The following is an 18,791-nucleotide window of genomic DNA, read 5'->3' as shown; positions in this document are numbered from 1 at the left end:
CATTCCCATGTCCAGGCCGCTGCCCGTTCACGCTGACTGGCTCCCCCTGCACCACCCGGATCTCAAGGACTGCGGCGTGTGGTGGGACGTCATCAGGGTCAGCGAGCGGACAGGGAAGCTGGCCCTTGATCGCCTGGCTGAGGAAGGACACCGGTCCTCACCCGCCTTCATCGACCCCCGCGGACCCGAGCCGCGCATGTACCTCCTCGTCCCCGTCGGCACCGCGGCGGCTTGGAACACGGCCGGGACGATCGCCCTGGGCGAGGGAAGCCACGTCGTCGTACCCCACGGCGACGCCACCAGCGGCGCGTCCCACCACTGGTACAGGCCCCCGCAGGGGGCACGGCTGTTCATCGACCCTCAGCACTTACGGGCCGCGCTGGACGGGCTGTCCACCCTCGAAGCAGAGGGAGCGGAACTATGACCACCCCCGCTCGACCAGCAGCCAGAACATCGACTGAGCCGCGCTCAGCAGCGAGGATCGCAGTACCCGCCACCGCTGACGTAGCGGCAGACACGGGGCCCACACGCGTAGTGCTGTACGCCTACACCTACGGTCTGCCGCCCCGCGAGGAAGGCGATCCGCTCCGCGAGGCCCGCGACTTCGCGGCAGCCCAGGGATGGACCGTCCTGGACGAGATCACCGACGACTGCCCGCCGAGCACGGCCCGGCGGCTGCGCCCGGGATGGCGCCGCCTCGTCGGCCTCGTCTCCGGACAGGACCAGCTCGTCGAGGGGATCGTGTGCCCGCGCGAGGAATGCCTCACGGACGACCCCAGCGACCGGTCCGTTATCCGCGCCTGGGCGCAAGTCCACGGCGTCTTCATCCGGCTCGTCCACCGCCCCACCAACCACACCCCCACCATCAGCAGCGCTGGAGACAAAGGCGTCTCATGAACAACACCCCCCGCCCCCACCCGCCGGTCGACGTCGACTTCCACGACATCTTCGAACGCACCAACCGGACCCTGACTCGCGCCTCCTCAATCGAGGGCGACAGTCTGGACACGGCCGTCGACCAGCTCCTCACGGACCTGTCGTTCCTGATGAACGAGGTCATCGCCCACACTCCGGGCGACGGCCTGCGCCAGCAGATCACGGGCGCGCACGACGTGATCGCGCAAGCGCGGAAGATCGGCGTCAACCAGGACTTCGACGAGATCGCGTACATCGAGCGGCTGTCGTGGTGGACGCGATACATGGCCTGCCACCTCAAGCTCGTCATGGACGACGAGGCCTTCCGGTGAAGGCCGCGCACGGCCGCCCGCCGCAGCGCGGCTCCCGGCTCCACGACGGCGTGAGCCTCGTCATCGGCTCCCTGGGCGCGCTGATGGGGCTGAGCGCGGCAGCACTGCTGGCGTCGGTCGTCGACGACGAGATGAGCAGCGACGACGGCATCCTGCCCACCGTCAGCGTCCCCGACCAGATCTCCGAAGCCTTCATCGACGAGGGCTGACCACCACAAGAGGAAAGCGCGATGGCCAGTAACAACAAGGACCACACCGTTCAGGCCGCCAACCAACAGGCGGGACCGCACCGCCGAGGCGGACGGCCGCGAGACGCCCCAGGAGAAGCAGGAAGGCCTGTCTCAGCCCTTGCACACCCGTGCGTTGGGCCAGGGCCGGTTCGCGGGCGAGGGCGGCCACGGGGACGACGCCGCGTGATACACCACAGGCGTCCGCGGAGCGTCTACCGCACGCCATGCGCCACCCTCTGACCGCCAGGGAGCTGCTCGTGTACGTGATGCGTCCAGCCGTCGCCGGGGACCAGGACCCGATCGCCGCCATGGTGCGCGCGCGGCGCGCGTGGATGCGCGAGCGCGGTATCCCCGACTGGCCCCGCACCGAGGCGGACGTTCAGATCGTCGCCTCGCAGGCCGCCAGCCCCGCCTTTCCGGTGTGGGTGCTGACCGAGGGCGAGCGGGTCATCGGCTGCACCAGCGTGTTCACCAAGACGCCCGAGTGGGGCTGGGCACCCGAGGAGCTACTGGAGAGCGCCCTGTTCTTGGCGACGTCCTTCACCCACCCAGACCACCGGCAGCACCAGCCGGGCCGCCTCATGGCCTGGTGGGCGCTGGACCGCGCCGCCCGCGACGGCATCACCTGCGTACGGCGTGGCACATTCGTGGAGCGGCTGATGGTCTACTACCGCGACGCGCAGGGCTGGCACCTCGTCCATACCCCGCAGCGCAAGGGGCGCACCGCCTACCTGATGACCCGCCGCGCGGAGCCCATGCCCGAGCTGGCGGAGCTGGTCACCGACTCCGGTGTCCCGTTGGGGTGATCGGTTTCGTCCCGGCTTGCCTCCCGCCCACGCGTGAGGCAAGGCCGTCTGTTGCTCCATCTCAAGTTGCACGACGCTGTGACGCGAAGGGAGGAATGGCCATGGAACCCGATCTCGACACTGGGCTGGAGACCTACTCCGCTCCCGTGCTGGTTGAGCTGGACGTGGTGCCCAGCATGACGTTCGGCAAGTTCGCCGAGGACACGCAGGACAAGGACCGGTACTTCGAGTAAGGCACGCCGAGCGGGGCCGCCCTGGCGGGGCGGTTCCGCTCTCGCCCTTCTCCGCCTTGGAGGCGAAATGCCGCTCACCGTCGGCAGCCCGGCCCCGCCAGGACTCGGCCGCCCGCTGTGGTCCGCTGGTTCCTCTCCTCAGGTATCCGGGCCCGGCCCATGTCGCGTCGTCGAGTCCGGACGTCTGCGGCTCGCCGTGGTCGGCCCGTGCTACGCCACCGGCGACCAGCTCCAGCAAGCCCTTCAAGCGGTGCGGGCACGCGACTGGCAGGCGCTCACCGGGTGGCCGGGAAGCTATTGGGTGTTCGCCGATGACGGCGACACCATGGCTGCCCTTACCGATCTCGCCGCCACCCGCCCCCTCTACTACGCCACGACCGGCGAAACGCCCATGTGGTCGACTTCGGCCTGCACCCTGGCCGAGACCCTGGAGGCGGACGTCGACTACGCCGCGCTCACCGCCCGTCTGGTTCTTCCGACCGTCCCCGAGCTGTGCGGCGCCTCCACCGCGTTCACCGGAGTGCGGCGCCTGCCCGGCGGCCATGCGCTACTCGTCGGCCGGGACGGATCGATCCGCAGCGTCGCCTACGAGCAGCCCCGCACCTTGACCTTCGGCGAGGCCGCGAGTGAGCTGCGCGAGGCGCTGCTGGCCTCCGTTCAGGCTCGTGTGCGCTCAGGCGGGCGGCTGACGGCCGACTTCTCCGGCGGCCTGGACTCCACGAGCGTCGCGCTGCTGGCCCTGCGGGAAGGCGCCGAGCTGTTCGGGGTGACGCACTACCCCGAAGGCGTCAGCGACAACGACGACATCACGTACGCGCGGCGGGCTGCCGCCGGGCAGGGCCGGTTCACCCATCACGTTGTCGATGACGAGTCCGGGTTGTTCTTCGACGACCTGGCCAGCGCTCCGCCCACCGACCAGCCGTTCCCCGACGCCGCGCGCTGGCGCATGCGCTACACCTACCAGCGCCGCTGCGCCGAGCACGGCACCGACGTCCACCTGACCGGTTCGGGGGGCGACACCCTGCTCACCGCCGCTCCCTACTACCTGGCCGACCTCGTCGGGACCCGCTTGTTCCTTCAGCACTGCGTGCTGCGCGCCCGATTACGGCACCTCCCACTGCGCACGGTCGCAGCCAGAGCCGTGCTCACCTCCCGCACCAGCAATGCCGACGCGCTGCGGCGGATGGCCCGCGACCTGACCGACGCCAAGCCCGTGCCGCCGCCGCACAAGGCCGCCCGGGAAGCGCTGGGGTGGATGCGTCTGTCAGCGGCCCGCGTGTGGCTCACCGCGGATGCCCGCGACCATCTTGCCGACCTGCTCATCCAGGCCGCCCGCGCCTGTGCGGTTCCACGCGAGCAGACCAGCCGCCACCGTCACCACGCCGAGCTGAATGAGTTCGGCACCTGGGAGGCCGAGCTGCGCACCCAGGCCGAAGGCTTCGGCGTCCCCCACCACGCGCCGCTGCTGGACTCCCCGGTCGTGCGGGCCGCGCTGGCCGTGCCTCTGCCCGCACACGCCTCCCCCGCCGTACAGAAGCCGCTCCTGGGGGCTGCACTCGACGGCCTGGTGCCCGACTGGCTGCTGACGCGCCCCACGAAGGGCGCCTACTTCGGCAATGCCTACACCGGGCTGCGCCGCAACGCTCCGGCCGTCCGCGAACTCCTGGCTTCCAGCCGCCTGGCCGCCGAGGGCTGGATCGACACGGACGCGGCGCTGGAGGAGGTCGACCGGCTGACGGCCGGTGCGACGGGCAAGTGGTCCGCCCTGGAGGCCGTCATCACCACGGAGATGTGGCTCGCCCAGCTCACCCGCAGGACCGCCCGTGTGTGACGGGGACCTCATGCCGGCGGCCACCGTGCGGGCGACGGTGACCGAGCGCGGCGCGATGCTGCTCGATCTGCGGGGCCGGGGCCGCTGGTTCGCCCTGTCGCCCAGCGGCGCCCTGTGGTGGCGTCATCTGGCCTCCGGGATGACGGCAGACGCCGCAGCGGATCGAGTGGCCGAGCACTACGGCGTGCCAGCACATCAAGTGCGCGCCGACATGCGCGCGTTGGCCGAGGAACTGGTCAGGCGCAGACTGCTGACTGCGTCCCGCCCCGGGAAGGCGAAGGTGAGGCGAGCGTGAGTATCCCCATGACCCTGCCCCAGGAAGGCCTGACACGGCCCGCCCCGGCCGAGTTGGTGGTCGCCCTGGCCGCATTCGGCGTCGCGTCCGCACTCGTACACGCCTCCCCCCTGCGCGTGACGCTGGCGCTGGTGCGCGGCCTGAAGCGAACAACCCGCCGCGCGGCCGGACGGGCTGAAGCCGGGCGGATCGCCGCCGCGTGCACGTTCGCCGCCCGCTACGTGCCCGGCCGGGCCGCGTGCATGGAACGGTCGTTGGCCGTGTTCCTGGCATGCTGCGCCGGGGGCGCCCGCGTGGACTGGTGCCTTGGATGCCGGTTCGACCCGTGCGAGGCACACGCGTGGGTCGAAACCGGCGGCGTGCCGGTCGGAGAACCCGAAAGACTTGACCGCCCACTGCATGTGACCGTCCGCGTGTGAAAGGAACCGCTCGACCGTGTCCCGAGCAACGAACGACCTGGTGGCCGAGGCCGCCCGTGACCTGCCCGCGTCCCTCTTCCACGGCAGCGACGGCCGCGCCGTGCGCCCGTGCACCCCGCCCGAAGTGACCATGCGCCACCTGCGGCTGCTCGACATCCTCCCGGGCCAGCGCATCCTGGACGTCGGCCTGGGGTCGGGGTACTCCGCGGCCTTGGCCTCGCGGATCACCGGGCCCGAGGGTCAGGTGACGGGTGTGGACATCAACCCTGAACTGGCCGAGCGCGCACGCGATCTCTACGCACGCCACCAGCTCCCGGTCACCGTGCACGTGGGCGACGGCATGCTCGGGTACTCCGCCGGGGCCCCGTACGAGCGGATTCTCGTCGGAGCGACGCCGCCGCACATCCCGGCCGCGTGGCTGGACCAGCTCACCCCGGGCGGCGTGCTGCTGAGCGGGGTGCGCCTGTGTGAGCTGCCCGGCTCCTACGCCATCGTCCGCGTCACCGTCGACGAGCAGGGAGAACCCGGACGGGTGGTCGTGCACCACGGCGGCTACACCCCCATGACGGCGGAGGACAGCCACACGCGCCCCGTGCACCGCAAGGGCAACGTATTCATTGCGGCCCTCGCGCCGATCACCGAGGAGAGCGCGGGCGCGCTCACGGCTGCCCTGAACGCTGCGTCGCACTCCGAGCCGTCCGGCCTGGACGACGGGGAGTTCCTGCACCTCAAGAACTGGCTCATCGCCACCCGCCCGGAAGGGCTGCTCGAAGCCACCACACCACATGGAACGGGCGTCGGCGTGGGCCAAGCCGATACCGGCGGGCCAGCGGCAGCAGCTTTCGTGACGGACCGGGTGCTCGTTGCCGACAGCACCGAATCCCCTGCCCTGAGTGGCCTGCGCAAGCTCGTCGAGCAGTGGCGGGACGCGGGAGCCCCCGAGACCAGCAGCTTGTCGGCAGCGCTGCGCCGCGACGGCGACCGGTGGCACGTCCGCGTCGCGGCGTAGCCGCCGCTGCCACGCCCGAGGAAGGAAGTGCCGCTGTGGATCAACCGCGTAGCCCAGAGGTAGCGGCTGAGCTGGTGAGCCGCGCGGCGGAGGATCAGAGGGTTCGCCTCACTCCGCTCGATCAGTGGAACGAGGAGACGACCGCTGCGCTGCGGGCGGTCGATTCCGCCAACACGTCGGCGCTCAAGCAGATCATCGCCGAGCAGGGGTGGCCCGGTATTCGGCTGGTCGGCAGGGAGGCAGCGGCGGCGGCCTGGCTTCTCGCCCAGCACGCGGACGCTGACGTCGACTTCCAAGAGCACGCCCGAGATCTGCTCGCCCAGGCCGTCGACGCGGGGGACGCCGAAGCCCAGCACCTGGCCTACCTGACCGACCGTTGTCTGACCGGTCGGGGGCAGCCCCAGGTGTATGGGACGCAGTACATCGACAACGGGGACGGCACAGGGCTGCGCCCACAGCCCATCGCCGACCCTGACCGTCTCGATGCCCGGCGGGCCGCCGTCGGACTGGAGCCGCACGCCGACTACGACGCCCGCATGCGCAGCCCTGACACCGGGCGCTGAGCTGAGGTGACGGGGAGCGAGGCCGGCGGTCACCGCGCGTGAACCGCACGCGAGCCCTTCAGGGGCTGGCGCGTAGGGTTGCGGACATGAGTTCCCGTCCGTCGTTCACGTGCCCGGAGTGCTCGCACACCTCGCACCACCCGGCCGATGTGGAGCACGGCTACTGCGGGCGCTGCCGCCGGTACACGCGCGCTGAGGCCGCCGCCGCCCGAGCGCTCGCGGGTCTCCAGGCGGCTCGTAAGCACGCGGACACGTTCAAGGAGTGGCCCGGCGAGACGGGCCGGTAGCACGGGCGGTCACCCTGCGGCGGCTTCACGCTCGGACTGGTCGGCCGCTTCGATCATGCCGCGCCCCAGGTGACGGGCTGCCTGCGTGGGCAGGGTGAGGGAGAACTGGGAGCCGTCGTCCATCTCCCATTCCAGCGTGACCAACGGTGCGCGTGATCCCTCGCGGTATGCGGTGCGGATGTTGTACGAGCCGGATGACATGCGCACACCCTAGATCTCGGCCCGCCTACATGGGGGCCTCTTCGAGCAGGCCAAGGTGGGCGGTTCCAGCGAGGCGGGCGTTGCCGGAGACAGAGTTGGCGGAGCGTTCCAGGACGGCGGCGGCCGTCCGGTAGCGGCCGTCCCCGCTCGCGGCGGCGGCCTCACGCATCAGGTGCGTGCGCGCGGCGAGGGACGCGGCAAGCTGCTCGTCGAGGTCGCGCTGGCGGGCGTAGTGCAGGGCCATGCTGCGCGGGCCGCCGGTCAGGTGCTCGGGCAGCGCCCTCGCGCGGCGGGGGATCACGGCGGGTGCGGTGACGGTGCCGCACGCGGCGAGGTACTCCGCGGTGCTCAGGTTCGCCTCCGTGCGGGCGGCGCAGTCGAAGCGGTCGAGGTCGTCCTCGCTGGCGCGCAGCGGGGGCGGGCTGGTGGCGAGGTAGCGGTGGGTGTAACAGATCAGCGCCACACGACGTTCCGTGCTGTGGAAAGGGGGTTGGCGATTGTGTCAACCTCGCGAGCAACACGGCGCGGAGGAATGGGTGACGACTGCTACTGCTCCCCTGGCACCGGCAGAGGGCCGGGCCTATTGGCAAGAAGCCTTGTTCCGGCCACGGTCCGCTACGGCGCTACCGGCCCCGGCGAAGAAGGTGGAGACGAAGACCGTTCCCCCCATGCCTCCGGCTGATCCAGCTGAGCCGCCCCAGGACCTCTCGCACACGTGGGTGGTCGCTGCCGAGATCCAGGTGGAGCCGCGCATCGCGAGCATCGCCGACTTCCGCGGCTCCTTCAAGGCCGCGACCGGGCAGCGCGTGGACGCGCTGGAGGTGTACTGCAGAGGCTGCCGACGCCCGTATGACGAGGTGAAGGGCCAGGACTGCGCGGAGAAGGTCGACAACCGGCACCTGATCGGCGGGGACCAGTCGACGCGGAAGAAGCGCAAGCTGCCGCCGCCTCCGAAGGGCGCCAAGATCATCCCTGGCGAGAAGGTGCAGCGGCGCGGCATCGGTGCCTACATGGCCGGGGTCAGCCGCCCCCGCTGACCCCGACGAGCGAGCACGCGACACTAACCCGGCGCCGCCCTCATCGTGCGCGCCGTGAGTACACCGCCTGAGACACCCTCCCCGCAGCGCCTCGCCCGCGAAGCCGCCGGACTGCTCCTCATAGGCGTCGGCGTGCTGGTCGCTCTCGTCGGTCTGGGCGCCATGCACCCGGTGCTGAGCACCAGTGTGGCCGCCGCGAGCACCTTCACGGTCTTCCGCTACTGGGCGCCGCCGAGGACCAGGGTGTCGCGCATCGCCGTGTGCACCATCAGTGCCATCGCGGCCGGGGCCGCCGTCGGCTGTGCCTTCGCGTACTTCCCGCCGCTGGGCTGGGTCGAGGTGGGCGCGACCGCCAGCGCGACGGGCCTGTGGCTGGCCAGTGAGGGGTCCTGATGCCGCGCCAGTTCCTGCCCGGTCTCCGCCGCCTCCTGGTCCCGCGGGTGGCCATGGCGCCCCTGGAGGAAAAGTCCGCCGGTCGGATCGGCGCCTCCTACGTCTCCATGACGTACGCGGGCGCTACCACGGTGTGGGGCACCGAGAACCGGGCTGCGGGCTGGGACCTGGACCGTGTCATCCAGGATGGCTACGAGCGCAGCATTTGGACGTTCAAGTCGGTCGAGGCGATCTCCAAGCACCCGGGCTCGCTCGCCGTCGAGATCGGCCGGGGTGGTGACGAGAGGCAGTTCGCGGAAACCCTCACCGATCACCCGCTCCTGCACGTCCTGAATGTCCAGGCCAACCCGCTGGAGCGGGCCACCGTCTTCAAGAAGCGCCTCTCCGCGCAGCTCCTGTTGTCGAAGAAGGGGGCGTTCGTTGAGATCACCCGTTCCCGCGGCGGAACGATCACCCGCCTCGACCTGCTGCCACCGAACCGTGTCGAGCCGATACCCGACCCTCACGGTGACTACCTCTCCCACTTCGAGTTCACGACGTACGACGGCCGGGTCCGCGAGCTGGACCCCAGCCGCGTCGTGTGGCTGAGAGACCCGCACCCGACCGACCCCTTTTGCGGCACCACGCCCTTGGAGGCCGCGGGGCTTTCCGTCGACCTGGACGTGAAGGCCCGTACCTACAACATCTCCTTCATCGACAACGACGCGCGCCCGTCGGGGATCGTGGGCATCGACGTCGACGGCCTGGACCAGCGCGAGATCGACCGGATTCAGCAGCGGCTCGCCCCGGGCGCGCACCATGCCGGCGAGACCGTCGTCGTCGGCAGCGGTCCCGGTGGCCTCAACTACGTGGACACCAGCACGCGGCCGCGCGACATGAATTACGAGACGCTGGCTCAGACGGCGAAGGACGAGATCCTTTCGGCTTTCGGCGTGCCGGAGTCCGTGGTCGGCAACGCCTCGGAGCGCACGTACGCGAATGCTGACCGCGAAGAGTGGAACTTCTGGCAGCACACCGAACTGCCGCACTTGAGGTTGCTTGCCTCCGCGTTCGACCTCGACCTGGACGACGGCTGGTCGCTCCGCTTCAACACGAGCACGGTCGAAGCACTCGAGTTCCCTCGCCGTCAACGCAGGGAAGAAGCCCGAGCCGAGTGGAACGCGGGGCTCATCACAGCCGATGAGTACCGGGAGATCGCAGGGCGCCGCCCGTTCAACGTGCCTCACACCCGCGCTCTGTGGATCAGCCCGCAGAAGGCGCCCGTCCCGGCGAGCGAGAAGGACGCGGCCGCGCTTGGTGTCGCTCAGGACCCGGCCTCTGGAGGCGCGCTGGGACTGCCGGGTGCAGGTGGCTCGCCGCCCGCTATCGCGCCGTTCGGTTCTGAGAGCGGGTCCGCAGCGGACGCAGTGGCCGAGGCCCGCGTCCGGGAGCAGGGTTCCGCCGCTGATGATGTCGATGCTGCTCGCGTGACATCCGGTGCTCGCCCAGTCGGAGAGTCCGCGACGGCTGCCGTCGAGCAGGCCCGCGACAACGTGCCCCTCACCTTGCCCGGTGACGCCGCCGACGACGTCGCGTCTGCACGCGTGACCGCCGCGCAGCCGAGCGCTGGAGATGCCGCGGTCGATGTCGACGCTGCTCGCTCCGGTATGGAGCGCAAGGAGCTGCCCCGCGAGACCGGGTTCGAGATCAACGAGAGGGACTTCGACGCAGCGACAGCCGCCATCACGGCCGCCCTCACCGCTCTGCTGGCCCGACAGGAGGGCGTGATCACCGCCCGACTGTACGCGCCCAAATTCCGCAAGGGCACCCGCTATTGGGAGCCGGACGGCGATAGCGACCTTCGGCGCGGTATCGCCACGATCGACGGCGCGCGTGTCGTTGGCGCCGGGCGGTGGGAGGAAGAAGTCGCCAACACCGTGATCCCGATCCTCCAGCAGACCGCGGCTAACGCCGCGGCGTCCCTCACCACCAGCCTGACCGGAGTGGCGGCCGTGCCGCCGGGAGCCGCGGCCGCAGCGCTGGCGGCTGCAGCCGTGGCTGGGCGTGCCGTCGCCGGGCTTCTCTCGGAGCTCTCTGCCGCCCTAGACCTGGCGCAGGTCGCTGACGCCACGCTCGATGAACTCACGGAGATGGTCCGCGAGTTCTACCAGGCGCGCTCCACGACGTTCATCGCGCTGATCGCCGAGTCCTGCGCTATCGCCACGGTCAACGGGGCGGCCGATGCCGCAGCCGAAGGCGTCGGCCCCGCGGTCCTGCGGACCTGGATCGCACGTAGCGACGCCCACGTACGGCCCAGCCACCGAGAGCTGCACGGCACAACCCTGCCCGTCGGCGTCCCGTACACAGTCGACAACTCCACGCTGCGCTACCCCGGAGACCCGTTCGCTCCCGTCGCCCTCACCGTCAACTGCCGTTGCAAGCTGCGCTACCGCATCGGCACCGCTCTGGAAAGGAAGCCCTGATGTGGCCCGCCATCTGGTTCGTCTGGTCCTGCCTGTTCGCCGTGTTCGAGGCGATCGCTCTCGTCAACCGACGCGAGGGCGGCACCCTGAGCGAGAACGTCAGGCGCCTGTTCCACACCCGCACCTCCAAGGCCGGGCGGGCAGTCTTCGCCGTGGGATGGTGCGGGTTCTCCGCCTGGTTCGCCCTCCATATCCTCACCGAGACCATGTAACGGGAACGCCCAGGCAGGGCCGCCCGGCGGCACGCGACGCTAACCACCTGCGGTGTGCATCGTCCGCCCATGCTGAATCGCACCGCTTCCTCGGTCGGCCTGAGTCGCACCCTTGAGACCAAGTCCGTACGGCGGCCGTGGAACCCTGCCCTTCACCCCAGGGACTCGAAGGGCAGGTTCATCGAGACCGGCGGTGTCGCGAGGTTGTGGTCGGGGACGCTCGCCCGCGTCGTCCGCGCCCTTCCGCGTGACCGCGTTCTCGTCCAGGACCGCGTCGCCGACGGCACGTACACCGGGCGGCGGCACAGCACCAGCGCCCGCTGGATCACGATGGTGGCTCGCCCTGATGGCAGCGCCCCTACCTCGAACCGGAAGAAGGTCGAGGACGAGGACGCCCGCCGCGAGCAGGATGAGCGGCGCGGACTGGGCCTGTCCCGCGACGACCACGGTGACCCGGACACTCCCGACAAGCCGCACGATGCTGATGACGAGGGCAACGACATCGGCGTCGACGAGGGGGAGGGCCCCGAGGGAGACGACCAGGACGAGCCCCAGGACGGCCATCACGACGTCGACACGGCGGCCCTGCCGAACCGTAGGGCCCGTGCCGGGGCCCGCTACGAGGACACCGCCGCGGTGCGGCGGCACTTCCTTGAACTGGCTCAGCAGCCCGGCGCCAACGCTTCCGCCCTGCGTCGCCTCGCGGGCGACGAGGACCTTCAGATCACCCCGTCAGGCGGACTCGTCACCACCCGCGACGACGCCAACGGCCGCTGGTACCTCACATCGACCGGCACTGGCGGCTACCTCGACGTCGGCGACTTCGCTACCCGCCAGGAGGCCGAAGGCGCGGCCGCGTACGTCGACGAGCACGTCCGCAACGGCCACATCATGCCGGGCGAGTTCAACGAACCGATCGACTTCTCCGATCCCAAGATCGGTGACTGGCTTCCTGCGTGGCGCTCCACCAAGGGCGAGGGAGCCGAGCAGGCGATCCGCCGCGCCGTTGGGGACTTCCGCTCCTCGCGCACGAACGACGACACCGCCCCGGCCCCCGCCCTCAAGGCGCAGCGTGCCCACGGTCGTGGACGGTTCACCACGCTCCAGCAGGTCCGTGAGCACTGGACCCACCGCGCCGAGAGCCTGCGCGCTGCTGGCCGCGAGCAGGACCGCAGCAGTGCCCGTGACCTGGACAGGATCGCCAAGGAACAGCGCCTCAAGCTCGTCGGCGGCGGCCAGTTCGTCGCCCGCCGCGAGGAAGGCGACTGGTACCTGTACGCCACGGCCACAGGGCAGCAGATGCCGTGGTGGTTCGACCGTCAGGCGGACGCCAAGGACTTCGCCGAGCACATCGTCGGCACCCTCAAGGACAGGGACGGCAACGCCCTCGACTTCTCCGCGCCCGAATTCGCCGAGAACCGCAAAACGTGGCGCTCGGCAAAGGGCCGCGACTACATCCAGGAGTGGACGGCCGCCCGCGCCCTGTGGGACCAGGAGCACCCTCCCAAGCACAGCATCGCCACCGACCGGCTCGCCGAGACCCTGCGCCGCCGCCCCTTCGGCGACGAAGAGACCCAGGCTCCGAAGGCGAACACCAGCCCTGCGGAGCCGTCCTCCGAACCCGACATCCCGGAGTACGCGCGGGCGGGCTACGAGGAGGGCGACCAGGCCCCGAGCGAGCCGGACGACAAGCTGGAGACCTCCTCCGAGCCCGAGGCCGCACCGCAGCCGGAGGAGACCCCGGAGACTGCTGCCGACGAACGGCCGGCAGGCGTACCGCAGGACGCCGAACCCGTCGACGGGGTGCCCGGCTACTGGTCGACCTCCTGGAATCCGGGTCCGGTCACCGTGTACGGCCCGGACGGTGAGCGCATCGCCTCCGTCGTCGGCGGCTACAGCGATCGCCACGCCACGGTCGACGGCATCTACGTGCCCATCGGCGGCAACTCGAACATCGCTGACCAGATCATCGCCCGCCACCACCTGGCCACCACTCAGCCGGACCAGGCCGATCACGTGCACCTGGCGTGGACCACTCACAAGGGCAAGCGCATCCTGGCCGTGCGCGGCACCATCAAGAACGACGCCCGCGATGACCGAGCGGTCGGCGCCGCCGGAAAGCTCAACTGGTCCTACGGCCAGAACGCGCGCACCACCGGCACTCAGTGGAAGCCGGAGACCCGCGACCGCAAGGCCGCCGACATCCTCGCCGCGTTCGCCCGGCAGGGCCGCAACGTCCGTGTCACCGACGAAGATCGCAACAGCACCACCTCGGAGACGGCGCAGCTCGACGAGGACGCCAAGAAGCTCCGGGCGATGCCCGAGCCGGACCTGCGTCAACACCGCGACAACCTCAAGATCCACGTTCAGGTCGCGACCACCCCGGCCCGCAAGCAGCGGGCCCGCGCCGCCTTGCAGAAGGTCGAAGCCGAACTCGACCGGCGCCGCATTGCCCAGAACGACGAGACGAACAGCGACGAGCCCAAGGCCCCCAAGCCGAGCGCACAGGACCGCGCGGCCGCGATGAGTGACGACGACCTGGCCGAGGCCATCAGCCGCTCCGAAGGGGACCGTGGCACCTACGGCTCACGCCGGGGCGACCGCCTCAACGAGGACGAACGGGCTCTGTACGCCGACCGTCGCCGCCGTACCACCGAACGCGTCGCCCAGGCCGGGAACCCGCAGGACCTGACCGATGACGACCTCAGCGCGTATGTCCGGGATCTGCAGTCACGGGAGCGTACGCACAAGCCGTCGGCAGCGATCCACGGAGAGGAAGACCTCGCTCCGGAGCGGGACCTGTGGAACCAGGTGACCGAGCGCCTGGCCGATGCCGAGACAGAGCAGGAGACCCGCAGGCTGCGCGCCATCCAGGAGCGTCCGCCGGCTCAGGACCTCGACGACGACGCCTTGGAGAAGGAATCCCGCGAGCTGCCCATCCGGCTGCGGCGCCTGGGGCCAGAGCAGAACGCGATCCTGTCCGCCCGCCGGAACGCCGTCTACGAGGAGCAGCAGAACCGCAAGGCGGCCGCCTACCGCAACGGCCCCGACCCGGCTGGGCTCAGCGACGGCGACCTCGGCAAGGCATTCCGTGACCTTCACATGAACCGCAACCTCACCAGCGGGCGGGAGAGGGAAGCCCTGGAAGAGCGTCTGAAGGACCTCTTCGAGGAGCAGAACCGCCGCGGCGCCGAGGGCCGCGAGCAGAAGGTCAACCGGGCGGACACCCGCGAGAACCCGCTCGCTGGTTCCTCCGGCGCCTCCGTCCAGGTCGACGGAAACGGCTACGGCCAGGTCTCCTACCACGCGCACGGCTCGGCGTGGCCGGGCGGCCACAAGGCCGGATGGAATGCGCAGCGCCAGAGCCACGGCGGCTACCTGGGCGCGTTCCCGAGCATGACCGAGGCGCTGGCCGCGATCGTCGACAGCTACGACAGCGACCCCGACACCGAGCCGGTGCGCCTGTACGGCTCCACACGGCGGGTGTGGGTGCCGAAGATGTTCTTCGAGCTGTACCGGTCCTCCCGCCGCGCCGACTCGTTCTCGTCGGCGAGCAAGGAGCGCCAGACCCTTCATGGCCTGTTCAAGGGCCACGGCTACGGCGGCTGGTCCGATCACACCAATCCGATCACGGGGAAGATCGGTAAGGGCGCGAACATCGACGTGCCCGAGGGGCTGCTCGCTGAGTTCCACCGTGTCACCGAGGAACTGTCCCGCGAGATGATGCTGCGGGCCTCAGACCGTGAACTGGACTCGTCGGACCGGTCGAAGGCCCGCTCCCGGCTGGCCTCCATCAACGCTGCGCTGCACGGCATTGACGCGCAGCGCAGCCAGGTACGCAAGGATGGCGGAGACGACGACCGCAAGGTCATCTCCCGCGCAGAGATCGAGGCGCAGCAGGCAGCCCTGCGTGCGGCTCTTGGAACAGATGAAGGGACTGATGGTGAGCATCTACAGCCAGGTGGCCAGGGACCACTGGACGAAGTTCCGGCCGCGGGAGCTGGCGGAGATGGCCGATCCGGAGACGTTCTTCCTGAACAAGGGCCGGGAGATCGAGACGGCGATTCTGGTAGCGGAGGAGGCGCTGGAGCAGACCGTGCCGGAGGCGACGGAGTACGAGGCTCGGGCGGGCCAGATCAAGCAGATCAGGGCGGACGCGACCGCGATGGTGCTGCGGGATCTGCTGCCGGAGCCGGAGCCGCAGACCGAGGAGACGCCGGAGCTCAGTCCGGAGATGCGGGATCTGCAGGCGCTGAAGGACGCGGTGTACGACATGTAGCTCCGCGGTTTCGTCCGAACCCGGCTGACGCGGCGACGAAGGGCCCGCTCCAGCGGGCCGCCGCGAACGTCGAGGCGATCCGCGTCATGAAGCGGCTGGAGCGGGAGGACCGCCCGGCCACCGAGAAGGAGAAGGTCACCCTCGCCCGCTGGACGGGGTGGGGCTCGGTTCCGATCATGTTCGCGTCGGAGCCGAACGAGAAGGAGCCGCGATACCAGCAGGGCGGCGGCCGGTACGGCAAGTTCGAGCAGGATCACGCCCGCTGGGCGGAGTATCGCGAGCTGCGCACGATGCTCTCAAGCGAGCTGACACCGCTGGAGTGGCAGCAGGCTCGGCGTGGCACGCTGTCGATGCACTACACCCCGCAGCCCATCGCCGAAGCGATGTGGGACGGGCTGAAGGCGCTTGGGTTCGATCGAGGAGACGTCCTCGAAGCAGGGTCCGGGGCCGGCACGTTCTTCGGTGTTGCGCCGGACGGCGCTCGCCTGACCGGCGTGGAGCTGGACCCGACAACCGCGCGGATCGCTCGGGCGATCTACCCGGACGCCAATGTCCTCAACGAGAACTTCGCCGAGACGGATGCCGAGCCCGGCACGTTCGACGCGAGCATCGGCAATGTTCCCTTTGCCCAAGTCCCGTTCGGTGACAAGCGATACCCGGCGGAGTCACTTCACAACGGGTTCATCACCAAGGAGTTGGCGCTCACGCGGCCCGGCGGCATCACGCTGCTCATCACCTCCCGGCACACGCTGGACTCCAAGGGCGACAAGGCCCGTAAGCGGATCGCCAAGTACGGCGACTTGATCGGCGCCGTCCGCCTGCCGTCCGGCATGTTCACCGACGCCGGTACCAGCGTCGTCACTGATGTCCTCGTGCTGCGGCGCCGCGCCGACGGCGACGCGCCCGGTGACACGTCGTGGCTGAACGCTTCAGAGCGGAAGGTCGGAAGCGTCCACGAGCACGTCAACGCCTACTTCACGCAGCATCCCGACCATGTACTGGGCCAGCTCACCACCGAGTCGTCCCCGTATGGGCCGCGCCTGACCGTCAAGGGCGACCCGGCCAAGGCCGCCGAGCAGCTTCGCGACGCGCTGAAGAACATCGCCGAGACGGCGAAGGCTGACGGCCACGGCTACGAGCCCCACCCCGACGGCGACAACCGGCCCCCGGCGCGCTTGCTGACCGCTCGGGACAAGCACGCCAACGACTGGACCGGCCGCCTCTACGAGGGCGACGACGGCCAGCTCTACCAGCACGTCAATGGCGGCAACCCGGTCGCGGTCGCCCCGTCCGACGGGCGCACGGACCAGCTCCGTGCCCTGATGCAGTTGCGTGACGTCGCTGCCGAACTGCGGACGCTGGATCGCAAGAACGAGGAAGACGAGCGCGCCGAGAAGCTGCGCGCCCAGCTCCGTGATCTGCACACCGCGTACGTCGAGCGGTACGGGCCACTGTCCAAGCCGGGCCAGGTCCGCAGCATGAAGACCGGCACCCGTGAGGACGGCGGCGAGGAGCGCACGCCGACGGCCTGGGGGTACTTCCGCTCCGACCCGGATGCCGGATCGGTCCTCGCCCTTGAGCGGTGGGATGCGGACAAGCAGGAGCCCATCCTGAGCCGGGTCTTCACCGAGCGTGCCGCTGCCCGGCGTCAGCCGCTCGACCAGACCGACGACCCGAAGACCGCCCTGTCCGCGGTCGTCGCCGCGACCGGCGAGGTCGACCTCGGCGAGATCGCCCGCCTGCTCGACATGACCCAGTACGACGCGCTCAAGGCGCTGGGCAACGAGGTCTTCACTGACCCGTCCACCGGCCGCCTGGAACTGGCTGGCGCCTACCTGTCCGGCCCGGTCCGAACCAAGCTCGCCGCTGCCCGCCGGGCCGCGGAGAGGGACCCGGAGTTCCAGGTCAACGTGGCCGCGCTCGAAGCAGTGCAGCCCACCGATCGCACGATCGGCGAGTTCACGCCGGAGATGGGCGCGCACTGGACGCCGCCCGATCTGCTGCAGGGGTTCCTGCGCGAGTACCTGGGCGACAAGACGCTGCGCGTCGCGCACGACGACCGCTACGGCTGGATGCTCTACACGGGCAAGGTCCCGCAGGCCAACAACGTCCTGCACGGCGTCGCAGCCGACGACGAGAAGGGCACCCGCGGCAAGAACGCCGTCGAGATCGCCCGCGCCATCCTCGGTCACGGCTCGCTGACGATCTACCGCGACGACAAGCGGCGTGACGTCGATGAAGAAACGTCACGCCTGGTCCGGCAGAAGGCCGACCAGATGCGGTCGGAGTTCGCGAAGTACGCGACGGCCAACGCCGAGCGGCTGACGCGGCTGACCGACTCCTACAACCAGATCATGAACGGGCACGTCGTCCGTTCCTACGACGGCATGAGCCCGTCCCTGGCGGGCTTCACCCCGGACCGCACCCCGCACGCCTGGCAGTTGAGCGGGGCTGCCCGGATGCAGTTCGAGCGGTCCGTGATCCTCGCCCACGAAGTCGGTCTGGGCAAGACGTCCACGCTCGTCATGGGCACCCAGGCCCTCAAGGCATCCGGGCAGATCGAGAAGCCTTACGCCGTCGTCCCTGACCACCTCGCGCAGCAGTGGTACGACGAGGCCCGGTTCCTGTACCCGAACGCCGAGATCCACCTGATCACCTCGGCGGACCTGGCCGACGGGCGCCGCGACAGCACCCTGGAGTGGCTGCGCGCCAACCGACCGGACCTGGTGATCTTCACCGAGCCCGCGTTCGGCTCGATCAAGATGTCGCCGGAGGCGCAGGAGGAGTACGAGTTCCGGGAGCTGGAGGCTCTGCGGGAACAGCTCGACCGGCAGTACGAGGACGCGGACAACCCGGATCACCCGTTCATCGTCGCCAAGATCGAGCAACGCATCGCGACGGTCCAGAACCGCATCAGCAAGAACGCGGCGCCGATGCGCACGCCGGGCCAGACGTACTGGGACGACCTCGGATTCGACTACGCCGTCATCGACGAGGCCCACCGGTACAAGGGCGTCGGCTTCCGCTCCCGTGAGGGTGGCGGTGACCCGGCGTCGATCCGCGGCATCGACCTGCACCAGAAGCTGACCGACCTGCACCGCCGACGTGCCGGACGCGCCACCGTCACCTTGGCCACGGGCACGCCACTGTCCAACTCGATCACCGAGCAGTTCACCATGCTCGCCCTCGCAGCCCCGTGGATTCTCGACTCCTACAACGCCGGGGCCCCGGACCTGTGGGCCGCGACGTTCGGCCGTAAGACCCTGCGCGTTGAGAACGCGCCCGAC

The 18,791-nt window shown here is 70.2% G+C and carries 18 protein-coding genes and 1 pseudogene; 17 read left to right on the top strand and 2 right to left on the bottom strand.

What is annotated here, in order from left to right:
• The first annotated feature begins 7 nt into the window (after positions 1-7).
• From ACFWZ5_RS27980 to ACFWZ5_RS27925, 12 genes are all read left to right on the top strand, one after another.
• Positions 8-424 (top strand): hypothetical protein, encoded by a 417-nt coding sequence (locus ACFWZ5_RS27980; RefSeq protein WP_384891434.1) that lies wholly within the window; start codon positions 8-10, stop codon positions 422-424.
• A 110-nt stretch (positions 425-534) separates the two neighbouring features.
• Positions 535-897, top strand: coding sequence for a hypothetical protein (locus ACFWZ5_RS27975; RefSeq protein ID WP_384891431.1), 363 nt, complete (start codon positions 535-537; stop codon positions 895-897).
• A complete protein-coding gene (locus tag ACFWZ5_RS27970; protein WP_384891428.1) occupies positions 894-1,247 on the top strand; it encodes a hypothetical protein in 354 nt (117 codons plus the stop codon). Before ACFWZ5_RS27975 ends, ACFWZ5_RS27970 begins: the two co-directional genes overlap by 4 nt.
• Positions 1,244-1,456 carry a hypothetical protein gene (locus tag ACFWZ5_RS27965; protein ID WP_384891425.1) on the top strand — a complete coding sequence of 71 codons (213 nt, stop codon included), beginning with the start codon at positions 1,244-1,246 and terminating at the stop codon, positions 1,454-1,456. Before ACFWZ5_RS27970 ends, ACFWZ5_RS27965 begins: the two co-directional genes overlap by 4 nt.
• Before the next feature lie 245 nt (positions 1,457-1,701).
• Entirely contained in the window at positions 1,702-2,283 is a 582-nt protein-coding gene (locus ACFWZ5_RS27960) for a GNAT family N-acetyltransferase (RefSeq protein WP_384891422.1), read from the top strand.
• A gap of 101 nt (positions 2,284-2,384) precedes the next feature.
• Entirely contained in the window at positions 2,385-2,516 is a 132-nt protein-coding gene (locus tag ACFWZ5_RS27955; protein WP_384891418.1) for a hypothetical protein, read from the top strand.
• A gap of 67 nt (positions 2,517-2,583) precedes the next feature.
• Entirely contained in the window at positions 2,584-4,347 is a 1,764-nt protein-coding gene (locus ACFWZ5_RS27950) for an albusnodin/ikarugamycin family macrolactam cyclase (RefSeq protein ID WP_384891415.1), read from the top strand.
• Positions 4,348-4,402: 55 nt separating this feature from the next.
• Positions 4,403-4,642 carry a PqqD family protein gene (locus tag ACFWZ5_RS27945; protein WP_384891513.1) on the top strand — a complete coding sequence of 80 codons (240 nt, stop codon included), beginning with the start codon at positions 4,403-4,405 and terminating at the stop codon, positions 4,640-4,642.
• Entirely contained in the window at positions 4,639-5,061 is a 423-nt protein-coding gene (locus tag ACFWZ5_RS27940; RefSeq protein ID WP_384891412.1) for a lasso peptide biosynthesis B2 protein, read from the top strand. The genes ACFWZ5_RS27945 and ACFWZ5_RS27940 overlap by 4 nt, the downstream gene beginning before the upstream one ends.
• A gap of 16 nt (positions 5,062-5,077) precedes the next feature.
• Positions 5,078-6,070 (top strand): protein-L-isoaspartate O-methyltransferase, encoded by a 993-nt coding sequence (locus ACFWZ5_RS27935; protein ID WP_384891409.1) that lies wholly within the window; start codon positions 5,078-5,080, stop codon positions 6,068-6,070.
• A gap of 35 nt (positions 6,071-6,105) precedes the next feature.
• Positions 6,106-6,633: a DUF6624 domain-containing protein gene (locus ACFWZ5_RS27930; protein WP_384891406.1), complete on the top strand. Its 528-nt coding sequence runs from the start codon at positions 6,106-6,108 to the stop codon at positions 6,631-6,633.
• An 86-nt stretch (positions 6,634-6,719) separates the two neighbouring features.
• Positions 6,720-6,920, top strand: a complete 201-nt coding sequence (locus ACFWZ5_RS27925; RefSeq protein WP_384891403.1) for a hypothetical protein — start codon at positions 6,720-6,722, stop codon at positions 6,918-6,920.
• A gap of 9 nt (positions 6,921-6,929) precedes the next feature.
• Here the strand turns inward: ACFWZ5_RS27925 and ACFWZ5_RS27920 are convergent, their stop codons facing one another.
• Positions 6,930-7,121, bottom strand: a complete 192-nt coding sequence (locus tag ACFWZ5_RS27920) for a hypothetical protein (protein ID WP_384891400.1) — start codon at positions 7,119-7,121, stop codon at positions 6,930-6,932.
• A 25-nt stretch (positions 7,122-7,146) separates the two neighbouring features.
• Entirely contained in the window at positions 7,147-7,584 is a 438-nt protein-coding gene (locus ACFWZ5_RS27915) for a hypothetical protein (protein ID WP_384891397.1), read from the bottom strand.
• Positions 7,585-7,789: 205 nt separating this feature from the next.
• Here ACFWZ5_RS27915 and ACFWZ5_RS27910 point away from each other — a divergent pair, with 205 nt between their 5' ends.
• From ACFWZ5_RS27910 to ACFWZ5_RS27890, 5 genes and pseudogenes are all read left to right on the top strand, one after another.
• A complete protein-coding gene (locus tag ACFWZ5_RS27910) occupies positions 7,790-8,158 on the top strand; it encodes a hypothetical protein (RefSeq protein WP_384891394.1) in 369 nt (122 codons plus the stop codon).
• Between the two features lie 54 nt (positions 8,159-8,212).
• Positions 8,213-8,551 (top strand): hypothetical protein, encoded by a 339-nt coding sequence (locus ACFWZ5_RS27905; protein ID WP_384891391.1) that lies wholly within the window; start codon positions 8,213-8,215, stop codon positions 8,549-8,551.
• Positions 8,551-11,013 carry a phage portal protein gene (locus ACFWZ5_RS27900; RefSeq protein ID WP_384891388.1) on the top strand — a complete coding sequence of 821 codons (2,463 nt, stop codon included), beginning with the start codon at positions 8,551-8,553 and terminating at the stop codon, positions 11,011-11,013. Before ACFWZ5_RS27905 ends, ACFWZ5_RS27900 begins: the two co-directional genes overlap by 1 nt.
• Positions 11,013-11,225 (top strand): hypothetical protein, encoded by a 213-nt coding sequence (locus ACFWZ5_RS27895; RefSeq protein WP_384891385.1) that lies wholly within the window; start codon positions 11,013-11,015, stop codon positions 11,223-11,225. The genes ACFWZ5_RS27900 and ACFWZ5_RS27895 overlap by 1 nt, the downstream gene beginning before the upstream one ends.
• Before the next feature lie 69 nt (positions 11,226-11,294).
• A pseudogene (locus tag ACFWZ5_RS27890) lies at positions 11,295-18,791 on the top strand (hypothetical protein); the annotation flags it as partial.

The organism is Streptomyces sp. NPDC059003 (assembly GCF_042740445.1).
GTDB lineage: Bacteria > Actinomycetota > Actinomycetes > Streptomycetales > Streptomycetaceae > Streptomyces.
The sequence above is the reverse complement of the archived record's forward strand: the minus strand, read 5'-3'. Positions and strand labels throughout refer to the sequence as shown.

Excerpts from the sequence above, each read along its gene's own strand:
- ACFWZ5_RS27980 (WP_384891434.1), top strand. The coding sequence starts at position 8 with ATGTCCAGGCCGCTGCCCGTTCACGCTGACTGGCTCCCCCTGCACCAC.
- ACFWZ5_RS27970 (WP_384891428.1), top strand. The coding sequence starts at position 894 with ATGAACAACACCCCCCGCCCCCACCCGCCGGTCGACGTCGACTTCCAC.
- ACFWZ5_RS27960 (WP_384891422.1), top strand. The coding sequence starts at position 1,702 with ATGCGCCACCCTCTGACCGCCAGGGAGCTGCTCGTGTACGTGATGCGT.
- ACFWZ5_RS27955 (WP_384891418.1), top strand. The coding sequence starts at position 2,385 with ATGGAACCCGATCTCGACACTGGGCTGGAGACCTACTCCGCTCCCGTG.
- ACFWZ5_RS27950 (WP_384891415.1), top strand. The coding sequence starts at position 2,584 with ATGCCGCTCACCGTCGGCAGCCCGGCCCCGCCAGGACTCGGCCGCCCG.
- ACFWZ5_RS27945 (WP_384891513.1), top strand. The coding sequence starts at position 4,403 with ATGCTGCTCGATCTGCGGGGCCGGGGCCGCTGGTTCGCCCTGTCGCCC.
- ACFWZ5_RS27925 (WP_384891403.1), top strand. The coding sequence starts at position 6,720 with ATGAGTTCCCGTCCGTCGTTCACGTGCCCGGAGTGCTCGCACACCTCG.
- ACFWZ5_RS27920 (WP_384891400.1), bottom strand. The coding sequence starts at position 7,121 with ATGTCATCCGGCTCGTACAACATCCGCACCGCATACCGCGAGGGATCA.
- ACFWZ5_RS27910 (WP_384891394.1), top strand. The coding sequence starts at position 7,790 with ATGCCTCCGGCTGATCCAGCTGAGCCGCCCCAGGACCTCTCGCACACG.
- ACFWZ5_RS27900 (WP_384891388.1), top strand. The coding sequence starts at position 8,551 with ATGCCGCGCCAGTTCCTGCCCGGTCTCCGCCGCCTCCTGGTCCCGCGG.
- ACFWZ5_RS27895 (WP_384891385.1), top strand. The coding sequence starts at position 11,013 with ATGTGGCCCGCCATCTGGTTCGTCTGGTCCTGCCTGTTCGCCGTGTTC.